General features: G+C 71.3%; 17 protein-coding genes. 3 read left to right on the top strand and 14 right to left on the bottom strand.

The window, feature by feature from the left end; all coding sequences use genetic code 11:
• The 3 genes from A9977_RS07270 to A9977_RS07260 are packed head-to-tail and all read right to left on the bottom strand — an operon-like array spanning window position 1 to window position 4606.
• Complete coding sequence (locus A9977_RS07270) at window positions 1-2514, bottom strand: glycosyltransferase (protein WP_183024217.1); 2514 nt, start codon at window positions 2512-2514, stop codon at window positions 1-3.
• Between the two features lie 11 nt (window positions 2515-2525).
• Window positions 2526-3680 carry a glycosyltransferase family 4 protein gene (locus A9977_RS07265; RefSeq protein ID WP_183024216.1) on the bottom strand — a complete coding sequence of 385 codons (1155 nt, stop codon included), beginning with the start codon at window positions 3678-3680 and terminating at the stop codon, window positions 2526-2528.
• Window positions 3677-4606: a glycosyltransferase gene (locus A9977_RS07260; RefSeq protein WP_220811582.1), complete on the bottom strand. Its 930-nt coding sequence runs from the start codon at window positions 4604-4606 to the stop codon at window positions 3677-3679. The genes A9977_RS07265 and A9977_RS07260 overlap by 4 nt, the downstream gene beginning before the upstream one ends.
• Before the next feature lie 191 nt (window positions 4607-4797).
• On the opposite strand from A9977_RS07260, the gene A9977_RS07255 reads away from it, so the two are divergent.
• Window positions 4798-6129, top strand: a complete 1332-nt coding sequence (locus A9977_RS07255) for a hypothetical protein (protein WP_220811579.1) — start codon at window positions 4798-4800, stop codon at window positions 6127-6129.
• Window positions 6130-6141: 12 nt separating this feature from the next.
• On the opposite strand, the gene A9977_RS07250 is transcribed toward A9977_RS07255, so the two are convergent.
• The 4 genes from A9977_RS07250 to A9977_RS07235 form a co-directional block, all read right to left on the bottom strand.
• Window positions 6142-6948 carry a PPK2 family polyphosphate kinase gene (locus tag A9977_RS07250; RefSeq protein ID WP_183024215.1) on the bottom strand — a complete coding sequence of 269 codons (807 nt, stop codon included), beginning with the start codon at window positions 6946-6948 and terminating at the stop codon, window positions 6142-6144.
• A 31-nt stretch (window positions 6949-6979) separates the two neighbouring features.
• A complete protein-coding gene (locus A9977_RS07245; protein ID WP_183024214.1) occupies window positions 6980-8095 on the bottom strand; it encodes an NADH:flavin oxidoreductase/NADH oxidase in 1116 nt (371 codons plus the stop codon).
• Window positions 8092-8988: an acyl-CoA thioesterase II gene (locus A9977_RS07240; RefSeq protein WP_183024213.1), complete on the bottom strand. Its 897-nt coding sequence runs from the start codon at window positions 8986-8988 to the stop codon at window positions 8092-8094. Before A9977_RS07240 ends, A9977_RS07245 begins: the two co-directional genes overlap by 4 nt.
• A 94-nt stretch (window positions 8989-9082) precedes the next feature.
• Window positions 9083-9556 (bottom strand): hypothetical protein, encoded by a 474-nt coding sequence (locus A9977_RS07235; RefSeq protein ID WP_183024212.1) that lies wholly within the window; start codon window positions 9554-9556, stop codon window positions 9083-9085.
• Between the two features lie 62 nt (window positions 9557-9618).
• On the opposite strand from A9977_RS07235, the gene A9977_RS07230 reads away from it, so the two are divergent.
• Complete coding sequence (locus tag A9977_RS07230; RefSeq protein WP_183024211.1) at window positions 9619-10758, top strand: PQQ-dependent sugar dehydrogenase; 1140 nt, start codon at window positions 9619-9621, stop codon at window positions 10756-10758.
• Here A9977_RS07230 and A9977_RS07225 read toward each other — a convergent pair.
• The 7 genes from A9977_RS07225 to gtdA form a co-directional block, all read right to left on the bottom strand.
• Complete coding sequence (locus tag A9977_RS07225; RefSeq protein ID WP_183024210.1) at window positions 10755-12290, bottom strand: cryptochrome/photolyase family protein; 1536 nt, start codon at window positions 12288-12290, stop codon at window positions 10755-10757. The genes A9977_RS07230 and A9977_RS07225 overlap by 4 nt on opposite strands.
• Before the next feature lie 37 nt (window positions 12291-12327).
• On the bottom strand, window positions 12328-13674 hold the full coding sequence (locus A9977_RS07220) for an FAD-dependent oxidoreductase (protein WP_183024209.1): 1347 nt from the start codon (window positions 13672-13674) through the stop codon (window positions 12328-12330).
• Window positions 13671-14639, bottom strand: coding sequence for a tripartite tricarboxylate transporter substrate binding protein (locus tag A9977_RS07215; protein ID WP_183024208.1), 969 nt, complete (start codon window positions 14637-14639; stop codon window positions 13671-13673). The genes A9977_RS07220 and A9977_RS07215 overlap by 4 nt, the downstream gene beginning before the upstream one ends.
• A gap of 31 nt (window positions 14640-14670) precedes the next feature.
• Window positions 14671-15654, bottom strand: a complete 984-nt coding sequence (locus A9977_RS07210) for a tripartite tricarboxylate transporter substrate binding protein (protein WP_183024454.1) — start codon at window positions 15652-15654, stop codon at window positions 14671-14673.
• 82 nt (window positions 15655-15736) lie between these two features.
• Window positions 15737-17002 carry a 3-hydroxybenzoate 6-monooxygenase gene (locus tag A9977_RS07205; RefSeq protein WP_183024207.1) on the bottom strand — a complete coding sequence of 422 codons (1266 nt, stop codon included), beginning with the start codon at window positions 17000-17002 and terminating at the stop codon, window positions 15737-15739.
• Window positions 17003-17016: 14 nt separating this feature from the next.
• Complete coding sequence (locus tag A9977_RS07200; protein WP_183024206.1) at window positions 17017-17721, bottom strand: fumarylacetoacetate hydrolase family protein; 705 nt, start codon at window positions 17719-17721, stop codon at window positions 17017-17019.
• 59 nt (window positions 17722-17780) lie between these two features.
• Window positions 17781-18833, bottom strand: coding sequence for a gentisate 1,2-dioxygenase (gtdA, locus tag A9977_RS07195; protein WP_183024205.1), 1053 nt, complete (start codon window positions 18831-18833; stop codon window positions 17781-17783).
• A gap of 141 nt (window positions 18834-18974) precedes the next feature.
• Here gtdA and A9977_RS07190 point away from each other — a divergent pair, with 141 nt between their 5' ends.
• Window positions 18975-19871: a LysR family transcriptional regulator gene (locus A9977_RS07190; RefSeq protein WP_183024204.1), complete on the top strand. Its 897-nt coding sequence runs from the start codon at window positions 18975-18977 to the stop codon at window positions 19869-19871.
• Window positions 19872-19874: the final 3 nt, after the last annotated feature.

Raw genomic sequence — 19874 nt, 5'->3', positions numbered from 1 at the left:
TCAGGCCGAAAGTCCCGCGGCATCGGCCAGCGCGCGGGGCAGTCCATCGGGAGGCGCGACCCGGCAGTGCCGGGCTTTCGCGCGCAGTTGCGCCAGCCGCGCATCGTCCAGGCACAGCGCGGCGATCTCTTGCTGCCAGGCCGGCAGGTCGCCCGGGTCGATTGCGGGCATCAGCCCCATCGAGGCCTCGACCAGCGCCGGATGGTCCGACACCACCACCGGCGTGCCCACGGCCAGCGCCTCCGCCACCGGCAGCCCGAAGCCTTCGTTGAAGGACGGGAAGACGGCGAAGCGCGCATGGCGGTAAAGCCACAGCAGCTGCTCGTCGCGCAGTTCGGGTGCGACGAGCACATGCGGCGCGAGGCGCCAGTTGCGCTCGACCGCCAGCCGCACCGGCTCCACGCCCCAGCCCCAGCGGCCCGCGAGGACCAGCACCGGCAGCCGCTCGGGCGGCAGGGTCTGGCGCAGGCGCTCCCACAGGTGCAGCAGCAGCAGGTGGTTCTTGCGCACCTCGATGGTCGAGCAGTAGACGACGAAGGGACGCGTGGCATCGAGGCCCGGGGGCGGTCCGCCGAAGGGGAACAGCGTGCCGGGCAAGCCGGCGGGGTGTGCGACGCGCAACGGCGGCAACGGCCGGGCGATCGCGGCGAAGGCCTGCGCGAGCACGTGAGCGGTGTGCTGCGAAACGGCCACCAGCCGGTCCGCTTCGGCCAGCACCGGCAGCATGTTGGCCGCGTGCTCGCGCGGATCACGCCCGGCCGTCCACTGCGGCGTCTCCCAGACCATGAGGTCGTGCACCGCGAGCACGGTGCGCACGCCGCGGGCCCGCAGTGCCTGGAACACCGGCAGGCCGACGTAGTCCCAGGGATTGGAGACGCTGAGGAAGGCATCGCCCGCCTCCGGCGCGTAGCGCGCCGCGTCGACGGGGGCGGCCCGCACGGCCGATTCGGCACGCGCATGCAGCCAGCGGCGCAGGCGCCGGCCTGCGGCGTTGCGGTTCACCTGCCCGCCGCCTGCTCCGTGCAGGCGGCCCAGCAGGCGCATCGAGCGGCCGATCGACAGCGGCAGCCGCGGCGGCGGCAGCGGGGTGGCCGCGAGTTCGCGCGCGGCCAGCCTGCCGATGCCGTCGCGGCCGTCGAGCCGGTTGGCGAGGAACTCCAGCTCGCGTGCGCTCAGGCGCCGGTAGCCGCCGTCGTCGGCGCCGTGCCGCACGAGTTGGACGGGCCCGCGCTGCCGAGCCAGCAGGTCGCCCATGTCCTTCTCCACGCGCAGCATGCCCACGGGCGAATGCCAGCCCAGCATCAGCGAGAGCGAGACGTCGAACAGCGTGTTCGGCCCCTCTTCGGCGGGCGCCGCCACGGGTGCCACGGGTGCTGCAGGCCCCCGGTGCCATTGCCCCTCGAGCACCGGCAGCAGTTGCTGCAGCACCACCTCGGTGGCGAATTCGCGCTCGGCCCGTGCGCGGCCGTTGCGGCCCAGCCGATCGGCCAGCGCCGGGTCCTGGTGCAGCCGGACGATGGCGGCGGCGAGCCCTTCGACGTCCCCCTCGTCCACCAGCAGGCCGTCGACCTCGTGGCGCACCAGCCGGGCCGGCGTGCCGCAGGCGAAGGCGATCACCGGACGGCCATGGGCCCAGGCCTCGACCAGCGTGCGGCCGAAGGTCTCGGGTCCGCCGTGCTCCGAGACCGAGGTCACGAGCACGGCACGCGCCCGGCCGATCAGGGCGGACGGGTCGGCCACGTGTTCGTGCAGCGCCAGCGTCGGCGTGGCACCGGCCGCCTCGATGTGCGCGCGCAGCTGTTCATACAACGCGGGAAGCGGCCGGTGGCCGTACGAGTCGATGCGCAGGCCGGGACAGCGGCGACGCAGCAGCGCGGCCGCGTCGGCCAGCGGTCGATGGCCCTTGAAGCCGTTCACCGTGGCCAGGTGAAGGAAGGAGGCGTCGGCGGGCAGCTCGGTCGCGATGGCCGGCGGAATGTCCACCGGCGTGGGCATCGCCAGCGCGCGCAGCGGGCCGTGCGGCCAGACATGGGGGTTCAGGTAGCCGGGCTTCTCGAGCACCGAGCGATCGGGCACCAGCAGCGTGGCGCGGGCCATGGCCTGCAGCAGCGGTGCGTGGTCGAACCACTGGAAATCGCGCACGTAGAAGCAGGACTGCACATCGATCCCGGGCAGCCAGTCGGCGGCCTGCGCGAGGATGCGCAGCGAGTCGAGCGTGTTGGCCAGGATGGCCGAGGGCCGCAGTGCGAAGTAGCGCTGCACGAACAGGCGCGCGCCGGCCTCCACGAAGCCCTCGCGCGAGGCATCGATGCGATGCACCTCCAGGCCCGGCCGTTCGATGCGTCGCAGCCGCTCGAGGTGGTAGGGGCTGCAGGCGAAGACCACGACCTGGCGCTGCGCGGCCAGGTGCGGCAGCAGGATCTCGATGTCGCGCTCGGCGCCGCCATAGCCGGTGGCGACCGAGAGGATGAACAGCGGCGACGACGGCGCCGTGGCGTGCGGTGACAGGTGCATGTCCTCTCCCCTCAGCGCGTCGGCGCGTCGAGGCAGTAACGCGCCTTCAGCAGCACCGCGGCGTCGCGCACCAGCGCGGCCGCCAGCACCGGATCGGCGAGCAGGGCCGCGCAGTGGCGCGCGAACTCCAGCGGCCGGTCGGCCACCAGCAGATGCCGCCCCGACTCGACCGCGAGCCCGCGCGCGGCATGCGAGGTCGCGACCAGCGGACGCTCGTGCTGCCAGGCCTCGAGCACCTTGAGCTTGGTGCCGCCGCCGCCACGCACCGGCGCGATCACGGCCGTGGCCTCGGCATAGAGCGGACGCAGGTCCGCGGGCGAATGGACGTAGACGATGCCGTGCCGCGCGAGCTGCTGCACCAGTGCCTCTTCGGCGCGGCCCGCGGCCACGATGCGCACATCCGGCACCAGTCGCCGCAGCGCGGGCAGCACGGCCCGGGCGAACCACAGCAGCGCATCCTCGTTGGGCGGGTAGAACAGCGCGCCAACGAACAGCAGCGTGCGGCCGCCGACAGGCATCGGTGCGGGCACGAGATCGGGTTCGGGCACGAGCTTGTTGGGGCTGGCCTGCACCGCCTTCATCCCTGGCAGCCGGCGCAGCCGTGCCGCATCCTCGAAGGCCGAGACATGGACCGTGGCATAGGCGGGCAACAGGCTGCGTTCGAGCTTTGCATAGCCCCTCGCCTGCGCCATGCAGGCGCGCGCCGCGGACCAGCGGCCGCGGCGCAAGGCCAGCGCGGCCAGGCTCCAGCGCGTGGCGGACTCGAGGTCGTCGCAGTCCATCTCGGCGATCGCGCGCCAGTCGGCGGGCAGTTGCGCCGCCATGTCGTGCAGGTAGAAGCGGAACACCACGATGCGCGCGGGCTGCGGGCCCTCGAGCGCGGCGAGCGCCCGGGCCGCGCCAGCGTCGGGATCGAACCAGTCGGCCAGCGCTCGTGAGGCGATGGGCGCGCCCGTGCAGTGCACGACGCGCAGCCTGCCGGGCAGGGGCGATGGCGGCACAGGCTGGCCTTCGTTGCGCGTGATGAGCACGATCTCCAGGTCGTGCTGGGCCGCGAGCTCGCAGGCCCAGCGCCAGCCGCGCCGCGCCAGGCCCACGCCCTGCGGGTCAGGAAAGACGTGGGTCAGCAGCAGCGCCCGGCTGCGCGGAGGGGTCGGCACGCTCATGACGCCGCACGCCCGCCACGCAGACGCCCGAGCCAGCCCTGGGGCGCGGCCTGCTGCCGCAGCCAGTGCCCCAGCGCCGACGGCGCCATGCCCGGTGGCAGGAAGGGTCGCGCGATCCGGGCATAGGTGCTGCGCGCATGCGCGACGTAGGCCGGGGTCAGCAGCGTGTGGTTGAAGTCGGACATGTCGCGCCGCTCCACGTCCCACCAGAGGTGGGCCCACAGGTGCAGGCTGGTCGCGTCAGGCGGCAGTTGGCGGTCCTGCTCGAACAGCGCGGCGATGCCGTCGCGCGACCAGTCCAGCGAGAAGAAGCGGCTCTCGGGCTCGACGCGGATCTGCTGCGGAAACTCGCGGCTCAGCCGGTAGGGCAGGAAGGTCGAGTGGTTGCTCCAGCTGCCATCGAAGGCGCCCGGCATGCGCTCGATCCAGGTGGCGATGAAGGGCGAACCGGGCTCGGCCATGATGAGCGCATTGCACAGCGAGCCTTCGGGCGAGGACGGCACGCCCGCATCCACGCGCTCGTGCCCCATCACGCAGGAGGCTTCGAAGAGGTGCGCGGGTGGCGGCGCGACGAACAGCGAGTCCATGTCGGCATAGATGCCGCCCTGCTCGTGCAGGATGCGCAGCCGGATGAAGTCCGCCACATGCGCATAGGCGAAACGCCGGATGTAGTCGTCGTCGTAGGAAAGGTCGATGCGCAGTTCGCGCTCGGGGATCGGCACCACCTCGATCCGGGGGCGGATCAGGTCCCACAGTTCGCCGAAGGGTTCGTTGTGCAGGTGCACGACCACGCGGTCGGGCTGGTTCACCCCCAGGCACGAGGCCAGGCACAGGTAGTGCATCAGGTGAAAGGGCTCGGTCTGCGGACGCAGCCCGAAGACGAAGTGGTACGTGTTCGGGATGCGGGAAGCGGGAGTTGCTGTCACGAAAATACGGCCAAGGATCAGAAGTGCCGACAGCAGGCACCGCGAAATGAGGCCACGGAGCGGCCTCGGCGGCTCCTCTTGCCCCTGGGGCAGGCCGGGTCCGGCCCTCGCCCTGCCCAACGACAGGGCACTGTCGATCAAATGTACACTATTTGTTACTAATGTCTCTCAATCATCTCCCAGAGCCCCTGGTGCTGCGCTATGTCGGCCTGGGCGACACCAGCGGCTATGCGGTGGCCGCTGCCGCGCTGGTGCGCGCCCTGCGCGACGCCGGCACCACGGTCGCCTGGGAGCCGATGCTGCCGGGCGGCGCGCTGGGCCTGGGCTACGCGCCGGCGCCTTCGCCCGAGGCGGGCCCCGAGGACCTGTGGCCGTTGCGCGACGACGCGCGCGCCTGCGAGAACGTCATCGTCCATTTCGTGCCCGAGTACTACCCGCACTTCATCGCGCGCGAACGTGCGCGGGGCGCGCGCCGCATCGTGGGCCACACCGTGTGGGAGACCGACTGCCTGCCCGCCCACTGGCCGGCGCTGATCAACGGCCTCGACGCGGTGATCGTGCCCACGCAATGGAACCGCGAGGTCTTCCGCGCCAGCGGCGTGCACATCCCGATCTGGGTGGTGCCGCACCTGCCGCGGCCGCAACGACCGGTGAGCGACGCGGACCGTGCCGGGCTGCGGCGGCTGCTGGCGGGCCTGGAAGGCCGGCAGGTCTTCTACACGGTCTCGACCTGGCTGGAGCGCAAGTCCATCGACCCGCTGGTCGCGGCCTTTGCCGAAGCCTTCGGGCCCGACGAGCCGGTGGCGCTGGTCATCAAGACCACGGCGCACGACCTGGAGCGTGTGCGCCGCGACCCCGGCCACGAAGGCGAGCGCGTGCCGGTGCAGCCCCAGTTCGAGGCCATGATCGGCCGTGCGGTGCTGCGCCACGGCCGGGTGCCGCCGCCGATCCGGCTCGTGACCGACGAGCTCTCCGACGGCGCGCTGCAGGCGCTGCACGAGGCCGGCGACTGCTTCGTCTCGCTGTGCCGGGCCGAAGGCTGGGGGCTGGGCGCCTTCGAGGCCGCCCTCGCGGCCAAGCCGTTGGTGATCACGGGCTGGGGCGGCCCGACGGCCTTCCTCGATCCGGAAGCCGCCTGCTTCGTCGACTGGACGCTTGCGCCGGTGCGCCCCGGCGAGGCCAATGGCAGCTACACGCCCGACCAGCACTGGGCCGAGCCCGAGCTCGCATCGGCCGTGGCCGCGTTGCGGTTCGTCGCAGCCGACCGGACCGAAGCCGCAAGGCGCGGGACGCTGCTGGCGAACCACATCCGGCGCAGCATCGTGCCGGAGGAAGTGGCCGGGGCGTTGCTCGGCACGCTGGCCGCCTTGCCGCCGCATGTGCCGCCCCCCGCAGCGCAGGCCATCGTCGCGCCAGCGCCTGAAGCGGTCGCCTCCGCGGCACCGCCCCCCTCGCGCATCAGCCTGCCGCGCCGCGTGCTGCGACGCGCCCGCTCGGACCTGCGCCGCCTTCTGGCGCGCTGAGCGGCACCCGCTTCAGCGCACCACCAGCCCCTTCAACGCCGGGTCCGGCGGCGGCACGCTGAGCTTCATGTCCTTGAGCGTCTTGACCAGCAGCTGCGCGATCATCAGGTTGCGGTGCGTCTTGCTGTTGGCCGGCACCACGTACCAGGGCGCCACGTCGGTCGAGGTGGCGTCCAGCGCCTTCGCATAGGCGCGCTGGTAGTCGCTCCACTTCTTGCGCGCCTCGAGGTCGCCCAGGCTGAACTTCCAGTTCTTGGACGGGTCGTCGATGCGGGCCTGCAGGCGTTGGCGCTGCTCGTCCTTGTCGATGTGCAGCATGCACTTGAGCACCACCGTGCCGGTCTCGGTCAGCAGGCGCTCGAAGTCGTTGATCTGCGCATAGCGGCGCTGCGTCGTGGCCTTGTCGATCCAGCCTTCGACCACCGGCACCAGCACGTCTTCGTAGTGGCTGCGGTTCCACACCGCGAGTTCGCCGGTGCGCGGCACCACCGCATGGCAGCGCCAGAGGAAGTCGTGCGCCTGCTCTTCCAGGCTGGGCGCCTTGAAGGCCGCCACGCGCACGCCCAGCGGCGAGGTGCGCGAGAACACCCAGCGGACCGTGCCGTCCTTGCCGCTGGTGTCGGTGCCCTGCAGCACCAGCAGCAACTTGCGCCGGCCCTCGGCATGCATGAGGTTCTGCAGTTCGTCGAGCTGGATGGCCAGCGCATCGAGCTGTGCGCCATGCGCGGCCTCGTCGCCCTTGAGAAAGCCCTTGTTCCCCGGATCGATGTCGGCCAGGCGGACCTTGGAACCGATGCGGTACTTGTCGAAACGGGACATGGGCGATACCTCCAGACGAAAGGAAAAAAAGTCAGCGCGCGCCGATGCGCGCCTCGCCGAACAGCGCCTTCTGGTCGCGCGGCTGCGAGCGCCAGTACTGCGGCGGCGCCTCGACCTGCGCGCCCAGCTCGGCCGCGGCACGCCAGGGCCAGTGCGGTTCGAACAGCGCGGCGCGCGCGATCGCCACCGCGTCGGCCTGGCCGGCCGCGATCACGGCCTCGGCCTGCTTCGCTTCGGTGATCAGGCCGACCGCGAAGACCGGCACGTCGAGCGCGGCCTTCAGGCGTTCGGCCAGCGGCACCTGGTAGCCCGGCGACAGCGGGATCTTCTGCTGCGGCGACACACCGCCCGAGGAGGCATGCACGAAGCTGCAGCCGCGCGCGGCCAGGGCCTTGGCGAAGGCGATGCTCGAGTCGATGTCCCAGCCGCCCTCGACCCAGTCGGTGGCCGAGATGCGCACGCCCACCGGCATGCCGGCCGGCACCGCGGTGCGCACCGCCTCGAAGACTTCGAGCGGGAAGCGCATGCGGTTCTCGAGCGAGCCGCCGTAGCGGTCGCTGCGCTGGTTGGCGATGGGCGACAGGAACTGGTGCAGCAGGTAGCCGTGCGCGCCATGCAGTTCGATGGCGTCGATGCCCAGCGCGTGCGCGCGTTGCGCGGCCTGCACGAAGGCGGCCTTCACGCGCGCCAGGCCGACATCGTCGAGCGCCGCGGGCGCGGGTTCGCCGGCCGCATGCGGCAGCGCGGAGGACGACACCGTTTGCCACGCGCCCTCGCCGGGCGCCAGGCACTGGCCGCCGTCCCACGGCACATGGCTCGAGGCCTTGCGGCCCGCGTGCGCGAGCTGGATCGCGATCGGCATGCGCGAGTGCTGGCGCACCGCCTTCAGCACGCGCGCGATCGCGGCCTGGTTGTCGTCGTCGTAGAGCCCGACGTCGGCCGGCGTGATGCGGCCGATGGCCTCGACCGCCGTGGCCTCGATGATCAGCAGGCCCGCACCGGAGAGCGCGAGCTGGCCCAGATGTATCAGGTGCCAGTCGGTCATGTTGCCGTGGCCGTCGGCCGAGTACTGGCACATGGGCGCGATCACGATGCGGTTGGGCAGCGTGAGGGCGTCGAGCTGCAGGGGCGAGAAAAGCTGGCTCATGGTTTTCCTTGGGATTCCGTTTTGCGCACGCGCATCATTCCTTCCTGCGCGGCCGAGGCCACCAACACGCCGTCGCGCGTGAACACGCTGCCACGCGAAAGGCCGCGCGCGCCACTGGCGCTGGGCGAATCGAGCACGTACAGCAGCCAGTCGTCGAAGCGGAAATCGCGGTGGAACCACATCGCGTGGTCCAGGCTGGCCATGCGCACATTGCCCTGCAGGTAGGTCAGGCCGTGCGGGATCAGCGCGGCGCCGAGCAGGCCGTGGTCGGAGGCATAGGCCAGCAGCGCGCGGTGCATCAGCGGATCGTCGGGCAGCGGCGCCACGGCGCGCATCCAGATCGCGCGCGTGCCTTCGCGCGGCACCGGCGCGATCAGGTCGTCGGGCTCGACGGTGCGGAACTCGATGCCGTGCGGCATCAGGCCCTTGATGCGCGCGCGCTCGGGCAGCCGGTCGCCCAGCGCGATGCGGCGCTGCAGGTCGTCGACGACATTGTCGGGCGCGGCGGTCGGCGGCATGGCGAACTGGTGCTCCACGCCCGCGTCGACAGTCTGGAACGAAGCCGACATCTCGAAGATGATGCGCTCCTGCTGGCGCGCCACCACATGGCGGGTGGTGAAGCTGCGGCCGTCGCGCACCCGGTCGACCGTGTATTCGATGGGCGCATGCTCGCCGGGCAGCAGGAAGTAGGCGTGCATCGAATGCACCGGCCGATCGGCCTCGACGGTGCGGCTGGCCGCCATCAGCGCCTGGCCCAGCACCTGGCCGCCGAAGACCGCCGGCGTGCCGATGTCCTCGCTCTGCGCCCGGAAGCGGTCGTCGCCCAGCGGCTCGAGTTGCATGAGGGCGACGAGTTCGTCGACGAGGCGGGTGGGGGTGGCGGGAGCGGTCATCGTGAAGGCAGCGGAGGCGAAAAGGGAGTCACGCACCATAGCAAAGCGCGAGCCAAAGCGCTGTCACAGGGAAATCAGGGGTGCTTGCCAGGCGCTATCCCCGCAAATGAGGCCGCGTCCCCCACCCAAACAACGCCCCGCCCAGCACGCTGCCCGCCACCATCGCCGACAGCCCGCCGAGACCGCGCGTGGCGTCGATCAGCACCGGCATGGGCGCGGCGGCGTCGATCGCGCGGATGGCGAGCGGCAGCGCCACGCCGGCGGCCAGTGCGAACAGCGCGGCGCGCCAGGCCGGGTGCCGGCGCGCGAGCCAGGCGGCCAGCGCGAACGCGGGCAGCCAGGCGGCGAGCACGATGGCCGCATAGACGGGCCCGAAGCCCCGCAGGTCCTGCACCGAGGTCCGCAGCCGCAGGGCCAGCGGCATCTCGACGCCGAGCGCGGCCAGCGCGTTCAGGTTGAACTGCGTCTGCACCAGCGAGCCCCAGGCGATGGCGAACAGGGCCGCGCCGGCAAAGGCCAGCAGGCGGGTGCGCCATGGGCGCGGGAACGAAGGGTCTTCAGGGTTCATCGGCAGGCATGCTGTTCGATACTGGGCACATGAAACGAGGCCCCCATCATGGCGCACGACGCATGCAAGTCCGATCCTCGGGGGCACGGATCGCTTGGCTGCTGTGGGCCGGCCTGCTGGCCGCGCCCGCGCCATCGCAGGCCGCGGCGCCCGGCGTGCCCTACCGCATCGAGACCGTCGCCGAAGGCCTGGTGCATCCCTGGGCCCTGGCGGCGCTGCCCGATGGCCGGCTGCTGGTGACCGAGCGGCCCGGCCGCCTGCGCATCCTCGACCGCACGCCCGAGGGGCGCCATGTGCTGCGCGCCGAAGCGGTCGCGGGCCTGCCACCGGTCTATGCGAGCGGCCAGGCCGGACTGTTCGATGTGCTGGTCGACCCGGGCTTCGCGCAGAACGGATGGCTCTACCTCTCGTTCGCGCACGGCACGGCCTCGGCCAACCACCTGCGCGTGGTGCGTGCCCGGCTCGACGGCGCGCGGCTGCGCGAGGTCACGCCGATCTTCACCACGCGCCCGGCCAAGGCACACGGCCAGCACTTCGGCGGCCGGATGGCGCTGCTGGACGACGGCACGCTGGTGATCGGCATGGGCGACGGCAACCTCGAACGCACCGACGCGCAGCGCCTGCACACGCACCTGGGCAAGATCCTGCGCATCGGCCGCGACGGCAGCGTGCCGGCCGACAACCCCTTCGTCGGACACGCCGGTGCGCTGCCCGAGATCTACAGCCTCGGCCACCGCAATCCGCAGGGCATGGTGAGCCTGCCGGGCCGCAACCGGCTGTACGCGCACGAACATGGCTCGAAGGGCGGCGACGAACTCAACCGCATCGCGCGCGGCGCCAACTACGGCTGGCCGATCACCACCGGCGGCATCGACTACACCGGCGCGCGCATCACGCCCTACCGCAGCTATCCTGGCATCACGCCGCCGCTGGCGGAATGGACGCCCTCCATCGCGCCCGCGGGCATGGCCCACTACGACGGCACGCTGTTCCCCGCCTGGCGCGGCAGCATCTTTGTGGCCGCGCTGAAGGAGAAGAGCGTGCGCCGCGTGCCGATGGAAGACGGCCGGCCCGGCACGCAGGAGATCCTCTTCACCGAACTCGGCGAGCGGCTGCGCGACGTGCGCGCGGGCCCCGACGGCGCGCTGTACCTGCTGACCGACAGCCAGAGCGGGCGCGTGCTGCGGGTGCTGCCGCGCTAGAGCAGGTCCGGCCGCGCGCGCATGTTGGTGGCGGTCTGCCGGATCGCTTCCAGCTCGGCGGCATCGATGCGCCGGAGGTTGCGCGCCATCATCACCGTGCGCGGGTTGCTCTCGAGCAGGCGCTCGTGGCGCGCCACGAAGTCCCAGTACATCACCGTCATCGGGCAGGCGCCCTCGCCGCTGCGCGTGCCGGGCGCGTAGCGGCAGCCATCGCAGTAGTTGCTCATGCGCCGGATGTAGGCGCCGCCCGCGGCATAGGGCTTGGTCACGAAGCGCGCGCCATCGGCGAACAGCGACATGCCCACGGTGTTCGGCAGCTCGACCCACTCCACCGCGTCGACGTACACCGACAGGTACCACGCATGCACCTGCGCCGGTGCCACGCCGAAGGTGAGCGCGAAGTTGCCGGTGACCATCAGACGCTGGATGTGGTGCGCATAGCCGGTGCGCAGGGTCTGGCCGATGGCCTGCCGCATGCAGTTCATCTGCACCTGGCCCGACCAGTACCAGGCGGGCAGGTCTTCGTGGTGGCGCAGCGCGTTGGCCTCGGCCAGCGCGGGCATGCGCCACCAGTACACGCCGCGCATGAACTCGCGCCAGCCCAGGATCTGGCGCACGAAGCCCTCGACCGCCTCGATCGCCACCGCGCCGGCCCGCCACTGCGCCACGGCCGCTGCGATGACTTCGCGCGGGTCCAGCAGCTTCAGGTTCAGCGACGAGGACAGGAGGCTGTGATAGAGGAAAGGCTCGTCCGTCCACATCGCGTCCTGCACCCGGCCGAAGTCCTGCAGCCGCCAGGTCATGAAGTCGGCCAGCGCGACCAGGGCCTGGGCGCGCGTCACCGGCCAGTCGAAGGCCTCGGCACTGCCGTAGTGCTCGCCGAAGTGCGTCTCCACGTCGGCCAGCACCTCGCGCGTGATCGCGTCGGGCGCGAAGGACGGCGGCAGTGGCAGCAGGCCCGGCCCGGCGCGGCCGAAGGCGCCGCGGTTGTCGGCGTCGAAGTTCCACTGCCCGCCTTCGGGCCCGCCTTGCGCGTCCAGCAGCACCCGGTACCGGGTCCGCATCTGCCGGTAGAAGGCCTCCATCACCAGCCGCGGCTTGCCCCGCGCATGGTCGGCGAAGTCGGCGCGCGAGGCCATGAAGTGCAGGTCGTCGCGCCGCAGGAGCCGCACGCCCGCCGCCTGGCACACGCGCGCGATCGCCTGCTCCAGCCGCCATTCCCCAGCCTCGACCATCACGAGCGCCTCGGGGCGTTCGCGCGCCAGCGTGTCGGCCAGGGCGGCCTCGATCGAGGCGAACGCATGCGCGCCCAGCCGCAGGTAGTCGAGGGGCAGGCCGCGGGCCGCGAGCGCCTCGGCGAAATGGCGCATCGCCGACAGGAACAGCGCCGTGCGCATCTTGGTGCTCGGCACATGTTCGGACTCTTCCCGCACCTCGGCCATCCAGACGCGGTCGCGCGCGGCGTCGAAGCCTTCGAAGGCCACGCTCGAAAGACTCAGCTGGTCGCCCAGGACCACCACCAGGTTGCGCATCGGTGGATTGTCCGCGCGGGGCGACCCGCGCGTGTGCCTATCGGTCCAGGTCCGCGCCGTCGGCGATCAGCGTCTTCTGCAGTGCCGCCACGTCGACCTGTGCGAAGCCGCCCGCGCCCAGCGACGCCGCCGCCGTGCCCGCGGCCTGGCCCATCACGAAGCAGCCGCCGCTGGCACGCGCGGCCGACTGGCCTTCGTGCGTCATGGCGGCGCAGCGGCCGGCCACCAGCAGGTTGTCGATCGCCTTGGGCACCAGCATGCGCCAGGGCAGGTGGTTGAAGGTGTTGGCCTCGTCGCGCGGGAAGGCCCATTCGATGCGGCCGTCGGCATGCATCTCCATCGGCCAGCCGTTGAGGCCGATCACGTCGTCGAACTTCGCCGACGACAGGATGTCCTCGCCGCTCAACGCGTACTCGCCCTCGATGCGGCGCGTCTCGCGCAGGCCCACCTGGGGCGCGATCTCGACGATGGCCGACTGCTCGAAGCCCGGCACCTCGGCGCGCAGAAATCGGAAGTACTCGGCGATCTGGCGCCGGCCCTCGAGCTCGCCGTCGCTGAGTTCGCGCGCGTCGACGCCGTTCATCGCCTTGCCCTGGGCATTGCGGATCTGCGTGACGTTGGCGCGCCATTCGCGCGGGTCGATGTTGGGCCGCAGGATCGCGCCGTCGCGCGGGAAGCGGTAGGCCTCGGGGCTGCGTTCGCGCACCGCGTTCATCAGGTCGTTGATGGCCTTGAACTCGCCCACCGCGGCCAGCGCGCGCGGCGCATCGACCTGGCCGACGCGGAACATGGTGGTCGGGAACAGGCCGCTGCCGTGGCCGTCGCCGACCTCGAAGGGCACGCCCGCGAAGGCCGCCACGTCGGCGTCGCCGCTGCCGTCGATGAAGGCGTTGGCGCGGATCGCCTGCCGGCCCGACTTGGTCTCGACCACCAGCGCGGCGATGCGCCGGCCGTCCATGAGCACCGCGGCGGCATAGGCATGGAACAGCAGTTCGACGCCCGCCTCGACCACCATCTGGTCGGCCGCGCACTTGTAGGCCGAGGTGTCGTAGGAGCGCACGCGGATGCGGCCCTGCATGCCGTCCTGCGGCTTGTTGAGGCCGCCCAGCGCATCGATGCGCGCCAGCAGGTCGTCGGCCACGCCGTGCACCAGCTGCGTCATCTCGCCGCGGCGCTTGCCGTAGAGACCGGCGAAATTGGTCACGCCGCCGGCCGTGCCCATGCCGCCCAGGAAGCCGTAGCGCTCGACCAGCAAGGTGCGCGCGCCATGGCGCGCCGCGCTCACCGCCGCCGCCAGGCCGGCCGGCCCGCCGCCGACAACGACCACGTCGTATTCGCCGTAGACCGGCAGGCTGCGCGCCGGTTCGTTCAGGGTTTGGGTCATTGCAGCTTGATGCCTCGCGTTTGGATGATGCGCGACATGATCTTGGCCTCTTCGTCCACGCGCACGCGCATGCCTTCGGGCGAGGTGCCCACGGCCTGCCAGCCTTGCTCGAACAGCTTCTGGCGAACGTCCGGCGACTTCATGACGATGGCCAGTTCCTTCGAGATGCGCTCCTGCGCCGCCTTCGACAGGTTGGCCGGGCCCAGCAGCGCGGTCCAGACCTCGAGGTTGAAGTCCTTCACGCCGGCATCGGCCAGCGGCGCGAGTTCGGGCACCAGCGTGCTGCGGCCGCTGGTGATGCCGATGGCCTGCAATTTGCCCGCGCGGATCTGCGGCATGGCCACGCCCGGCGGGATCAGCGCCATCTGCACCTGGCCGCCCAGCATGGCCGTCACGACCTGAGGGTTGCCCTGGTAGGGCACGTGCACCGGGTTGAAGCCCGGCACGCGGCTCTTGAGCAGCTCCATGCCCAGGTGCGCCACCGAGCCGGTGCCGACCGAGCCGTAGTTCCAGCTGTCGCCGGCCTTGCGCGCGGCCTCGAAGAAGGCGGCGCCCGCGGGCAGGTTGTTGGGCGCGACCACCACCAGCGGCGCGGTGGCGATCAGCGACAGGTAGGTGAAGTCCTTGCCCGGGTCGTAGGGCAGCTTGGGGTACAGCATCTTCGACGAGGTGAGGTTGCCGTTGATGACGATGCCCAGCGTGTGGTCGTCGGTGGCCTTGGCCACCTGGTCGGCCGCGATGTTGCCCGAGGCGCCGGGCTTGTTGTCGACCACCACCGGCTGGCCCAGCGCGCGCGACAGCGGCTCGGCGATGGTGCGCGCCGCGATGTCCGGCGTCGAGCCGCCGGGGAAGCCGACGATCAGCCGGATCGGCCGGTTGGGCCAGGCCCCCTCCGCGGCGGCGGCGAAAGGCAGGGCGGCGGCCGAGGCGGCGGCCAGCGCGAGGACGAGGAGGGAACGACGCATGTTTTCTCTTTCGGAAGCAGGGAGGAAGACGTTACTCGAGGCTGATGTTGCCGAGGCGGACCAGCTCGCCGTAGACCTTGGACTTGGCTTCGGCATTGCGCTGGATTTCCTCCGGCGACCAGGCCAGGGGCTCGAAGGCGAAGGTGTCGAAGCGGGCGCGGATCTCGGGGTCGGCGATGACCTTGGCGACATCGGCGTTGATTTTCGCCTTGACCGCGGCCGGCACGCCCTTGGGTGCGAGCAGCGAGACGAAGGAATTGACCTCCAGCGAGGGCGGGCCGCCCGCCTCGGCCATGGTCGGCACGTCGGGCATCTGCGGAATGCGCTTGGGCGCGGCGATCGCCAGGTAGCGCAGCTTGCCGGCCTTGTAGATGCCCTGGCTCGACGGGATGCTCGCGAAGCTCCACGGCACGTCGCCCGCCCCCACGTTGGCGAACAGCTGCGAGACCTCGCGGTAGGGCACGTGCTGCATGCGCGTGCCGGCCAGGGCGTCGAGCTGCTGGCCGCCCAGGTGGCCCGGGCTGCCCACGCCCCAGGAGCCGTAGCTGACCTGGCCCGGATGCGCCTTGGCGTCGGCGATCAGGTCGCTCATGTTCTTCCACTTGGAATCGGTGCCCACGGCCACGAAGAAGGGGGTGCGGAACAGCGAGGCGACCGGGTCGAAATGCTGCAGCGTGACGAAGTTGCGCGACTTGTAGAGGTGCGGCAGCGCGGCGATGTGCTCGCTGTCGAGCTGCAGCAGCGTGTAGCCGTCGGGTGCGGCGCGCTTCGCCTGGTCGATCGCGATGAAGCCGCCGCCGCCGGGCTTGTTGTCCACCACCACGCGCTGGCCCCAGAGCCGCGAGAGCTTCTCGGACACCAGGCGCAGCACCGCGTCGGGGCCGCTGCCCGCCGCGAAGGGCGTGACCAGCGTGACGGGCTTGTTCGGGAAGTCGGCGGCGGCGGTCTGCGCATGGGCGCCGGTGTTCAGCGTCAGCAGCAGTGCGACAGCGGCCGAGGCGAACAGAGGGGGCATCGAAGGCATGGGAAAGTCTCCTGGTGGATGGATCTGCGGTGGAAGGTTTTCTTCTCTTGGCGCGACACCGATCATCGCGCCTTCAGGCGTCGGCCGGATGTCGCTGGCGTTCGGGCCGCAGTGCCGCATCGGCCTCGTCCAGGCACCGCTCGGGCCGCCAGTCGTAGAGCCACTCGACGGCATCGTAGAAGCGTTCGGGCGTGCGGCCCACCCAGAGGCCGTTGCGCACCAGGCGTTCGACCCCCTTGGCATGGTAGAGCCGGCCCATCTCGCGCACCGACAGCACCACGCGCGCAGTGCGCGCCACCCGGGCCGAGGCATAGAGGCGGAAGGCCGCGGGCAGGTCGTCCACGCCGTCGGCCGCACGGCAGGCCTGCACCGCGGCGCCCAGCGTCACCGCGTCCTCCAGTGCCATGCAGGCGCCCTGTGCCAGGTACTGCATCATGGGATGCGCCGCGTCGCCCAGCAGCGTGGCATGGCCCGCGCTCCAGTTCGCGACCGGCTCGCGGTCGGCCGTGCTCCAGCGGCGCCAGGAGGTGGGACGGTCGAGCAGTTGCCGCGGCCGCGCATGCACGCCGTCGAAGTACGACAGCACCTCGGCCTTGCTGCCGTCGCTCACACCCCAGACTTCCGGCTCGCGGCTGTGGAAGGTCACGACCAGGTTGTACTGCTCGCCATGGCGCAGCGGGTAATGCACCAGGTGGCAGTCGGGACCGGCCCAGACCACCGGCGCGTTCCAGCGCAGGTCGGCCGGCATGTCCTCGGCCGGCACCACCGCGCGGTACACCACATGGCCCGACACGCGCGGCGCATCGCCGACCAGTTGTTCGCGCACCACCGACTTCACGCCGTCGCAGCCGACCACCGCATCGGCCGTGAAGACCCGGCCGTTGCGCGTGACGGCCCGCACCGGCGCGCCGCCGAGTTCCAGCACCTCGACCTGCGCGCCCGTGTGCACGCGCACCAGCGGCTGCCGCTGCACCGCCGCATGCAGCGCGCCGTGCAGGTCGGCGCGGTGGCTCACCGCATAGGGATTGCCGAAGCGTGCGCGGAAGGCCTCGCCCACCGGCACCGATGCGACCTCGCGGCAATCGACCGCGTCCATCATCACCAGCCGGTCGGTGAAAACCGAGCCCGCGCGCACCGCCTCGCCCACCCCCAGCGCGTCGAGCGCGGCAAAGGCATTGGGCCCCAGCTGCAGGCCGGCGCCGATCTCGCCGATGGTGTGGCTCTGCTCCAGCAGCTCGACCGCGAGGCCCTGCCGCGCCAACGCCAGGGCGGCCGCCATGCCGCCGATGCCGCCGCCGATCAGCAGCACGCGGGGTGCGGCTTGGGTTGTGGGGTTCATCGCAAGGCTCCGGCTCAGTCGATGCGCACCGACAGGGAAGGCAAACCGTCGATGCGCACGGCCATGGTCTGGCCACGCTGCACCGCACCCACACCCTCGGGCGTGCCGGTGAAGATCAGGTCGCCGGGCTGCAGGGTGAACAGCGAGGACAGGTTGGCGATGACCTCGTCGATCGACCAGATCAGGTGCGCGATGGTGGCCTGCTGGCGCACCGTGCCATCGACCTCGAGCACGATGCCCGCGCACTGCACGTCGGGGGCCTGGTCGCGGCGCACGATCGGCGCGATGGGCGCGGAGAAGTCGAAGGCCTTGCCCACTTCCCAGGGCCGGCCCTTTTCGCGCGCGGCGATCTGCAGGTCGCGCCGCGTCATGTCCAGGCCCACCGCATAGCCGAACACATGCGAGGCCGCATCGGCCGGCGCGATGTCGCGCCCGCCCTTGCCGATGGCCACCACCAGCTCGGCCTCGTAGTGGTAGTTGCTGGTCAGCGGCGGGTACGGCAGCGTGGCGGTCGAACCCTCGGCCACCGGCACCACCGAGGCGTCGTCGTTGGGCTTGCAGAAGAAGAAGGGCAGCTCGCGCTCGGGGTCGAAGCCCATCTCGCGCGCATGGGCGGCGTAGTTGCGGCCCACGCAGTAGACGCGGCGCACCGGGAAACGGTCGTCGCTGCCGGCGATGGGCAGGCCGACGATCGAGGGGGGGGTGAAGGCAAAGGACATGGGGGCTCCTGCCGCACGCGGCGGCGCATGAAAATGAAAAGGATCGAGACCTGAAGCGCTCAGTCTTCGAGGAAGGCTTCCCGCAGCACGCCCATGGCCTGCTGGACCGGTCGGTCGGAAAAACTGAACAGCACCACCTCGTCGATGGCCGCGAGCTTCAGCGGCGCCCACGAGGGCACGACGAAGGTGTCGCGCGGGCCGAAGTCGAAACGCTGGCCCGCGATCTCTGCCGTGCCGCGGCCTTCGACCACGCTGTAGACCGCCCCATCGGTGGCGCGGTGCGCCTTGCCCGCGAAGCCGCGCGGCAGCAGCTGCAGGTTCGTCGCGATGGTCGGCATCGGCGCGCCGCCGGTCAGCGGGTTGATGTAGCGCAGCTTGTGGCCCAGCCAGGCATCGGGCGCCTCCTGCTTCTGCAGCTGTGCCAGGGCTTCGCGGCTGCGGGCGTAGGGGTAGTTGAAGATCGGCGAGGTGGCCGAGCTGTGGTCGTGCCGCACCGGCACCATGTTGTGGCCGAAGCGCGCCAGGCTGTGGCCCTCGGGCCGCGCCACATGCTGCACCTTGGCGTCGTCGTTCTCGGCGAAGCCGGCGTCGAAGAAACGCACCATCGGGATGTCGAGGCCGTCGAGCCACACCACCGGTTCGCTCACACCCTCGATGCCCTCGTTGCCATGGTCGTGCCAGGCCCACGAGGGCGTGATGATGAAGTCGCCCGGGTGCATGGTGGTGCGTTCGCCGCCCACCGTGGTGTAGGCCCCCTTGCCGTCGACGATGAAGCGCAGCGCCGACTGCACATGGCGGTGCGAGGGCGCCACCTCGCCCGGCATGATCAGCTGCAGGCCCGCGTAGAGCGACTGGGTGATCGACGAGCGCCCGGGAATGGCCGGGTTCTCCAGCACCAGCACGCGGCGCACGGCTTCTTCGGCGGTGATGAGTTCGGCCGATGCCATCAGCAGCGGCCGGATCGCGTCGTAGCGCCACAGCGCGGGCACGCAAGGCGTCTGCGGCTCGCGCGGCACCAGCGCATGCAGCGACTCCCACAGCGGCGTGAGGTGCAGGGGCTGGATGCGCTCGTAGTAGGCGCGGCGTTCGTCGGTTCGCGGGGCAGTGGTCATGGGACAGGTCTCCGTCATCGGCACGTCGTCCGTGCCTGGAGCGCCATTGTTCGCCGCCCCCACTATGGCTTCAAGCCCTGCAGCAGATACCCGGTATTTCGTTTTTCGATAATGCAGGCTTCGCCTTCAGGAGCCGCCCGCATGTCCAAACTCGATCTCGACTGGCTCGCCGTGTTCGACGCGGTCTACAAGACCGGCAGCGTGTCGAAGGCAGCCGAGCAGCTGGGGCTGGCACAGGCGGCGGCCAGCACCATGCTCAACAAGCTGCGCGAGCACTTCGACGACCGGCTGTTCACCCGCACCGCGCGCGGCATGCAGCCGACGCCGCACGCCCAGCGCATCCATCCGCACCTGCGCGAGGCGCTGGCGCAGCTGGAGACCGCACGCGGCAGCCGCAGCGCCTTCGATCCGGCCCAGGCCCGGCGCAACTTCCGCATCTGCATGACCGACATCAGCGAGGTGGTGCTGCTGCCCGGCCTGCTCGACCACCTGCGGCGCGTGGCGCCCGGCGTGCACCTGGAGACCGAGATCATCTCCACCGCCAGCGGCCGCCGGCTCGAGGACGGCGAGGTCGACCTGGCGGTGGGCTTCATGCCGCAGCTCGATGCGGGCTTCTACCAGCAGACGCTGTTCATGCAGAACTTCGTGGCGCTGGTGGCGCGGAACCACCCGCGCGTCGGCGCGCGGCTCACGAAGAAGCGCTTCGAGGCCGAGGCCCATGCGGTGATCTCGTCCTCCGGCACCGGCCATGCGATCGTCGACACCACGCTGGCGCGCCTGGGCGTGCAGCGCAACGTGGTGGCGCGGCTGTCGAGCTTCCTGAGCGTGGCGCGCATCGTGGCCCACACCGAACTGGTGGTGATCGTGCCGCGCGTGCTGGGCGAGGTGCTGGCCACGCAGGAGCCGGTGCGATTGATGGAGCTGCCCTTCGCCCTGCCCGCCTACGCCGTCAAGCAGCACTGGCACGAGCGCTTCCATGCGGACGCGGGCAATGGCTGGCTGCGGCGCACGGTGGCGCAGCTGTTCGGGGGTGGTTAGCAG

The organism is Variovorax sp. UMC13 (assembly GCF_014170375.1).
In the GTDB taxonomy this organism is placed as follows: Bacteria; Pseudomonadota; Gammaproteobacteria; order Burkholderiales; family Burkholderiaceae_C; genus Variovorax.
Note: the sequence above shows the minus strand (reverse complement) of the source record. Positions and strands in the feature narration are given on the sequence as shown.

Bases quoted from the DNA above. Each gene is read 5' to 3' on its own strand.
- A9977_RS07230 (WP_183024211.1), top strand. From the start codon at position 9,619: ATGCAAGTCCGATCCTCGGGGGCACGGATCGCTTGGCTGCTGTGGGCC.
- A9977_RS07240 (WP_183024213.1), bottom strand. From the start codon at position 8,988: ATGACCGCTCCCGCCACCCCCACCCGCCTCGTCGACGAACTCGTCGCC.
- A9977_RS07225 (WP_183024210.1), bottom strand. From the start codon at position 12,290: ATGCGCAACCTGGTGGTGGTCCTGGGCGACCAGCTGAGTCTTTCGAGC.
- A9977_RS07270 (WP_183024217.1), bottom strand. From the start codon at position 2,514: ATGCACCTGTCACCGCACGCCACGGCGCCGTCGTCGCCGCTGTTCATC.
- gtdA (WP_183024205.1), bottom strand. From the start codon at position 18,833: ATGACCACTGCCCCGCGAACCGACGAACGCCGCGCCTACTACGAGCGC.
- A9977_RS07220 (WP_183024209.1), bottom strand. From the start codon at position 13,674: ATGACCCAAACCCTGAACGAACCGGCGCGCAGCCTGCCGGTCTACGGC.
- A9977_RS07190 (WP_183024204.1), top strand. From the start codon at position 18,975: ATGTCCAAACTCGATCTCGACTGGCTCGCCGTGTTCGACGCGGTCTAC.
- A9977_RS07215 (WP_183024208.1), bottom strand. From the start codon at position 14,639: ATGCGTCGTTCCCTCCTCGTCCTCGCGCTGGCCGCCGCCTCGGCCGCC.
- A9977_RS07235 (WP_183024212.1), bottom strand. From the start codon at position 9,556: ATGAACCCTGAAGACCCTTCGTTCCCGCGCCCATGGCGCACCCGCCTG.
- A9977_RS07250 (WP_183024215.1), bottom strand. From the start codon at position 6,948: ATGTCCCGTTTCGACAAGTACCGCATCGGTTCCAAGGTCCGCCTGGCC.
- A9977_RS07205 (WP_183024207.1), bottom strand. From the start codon at position 17,002: ATGAACCCCACAACCCAAGCCGCACCCCGCGTGCTGCTGATCGGCGGC.
- A9977_RS07245 (WP_183024214.1), bottom strand. From the start codon at position 8,095: ATGAGCCAGCTTTTCTCGCCCCTGCAGCTCGACGCCCTCACGCTGCCC.
- A9977_RS07265 (WP_183024216.1), bottom strand. From the start codon at position 3,680: ATGAGCGTGCCGACCCCTCCGCGCAGCCGGGCGCTGCTGCTGACCCAC.
- A9977_RS07200 (WP_183024206.1), bottom strand. From the start codon at position 17,721: ATGTCCTTTGCCTTCACCCCCCCCTCGATCGTCGGCCTGCCCATCGCC.
- A9977_RS07210 (WP_183024454.1), bottom strand. From the start codon at position 15,654: ATGCCCCCTCTGTTCGCCTCGGCCGCTGTCGCACTGCTGCTGACGCTG.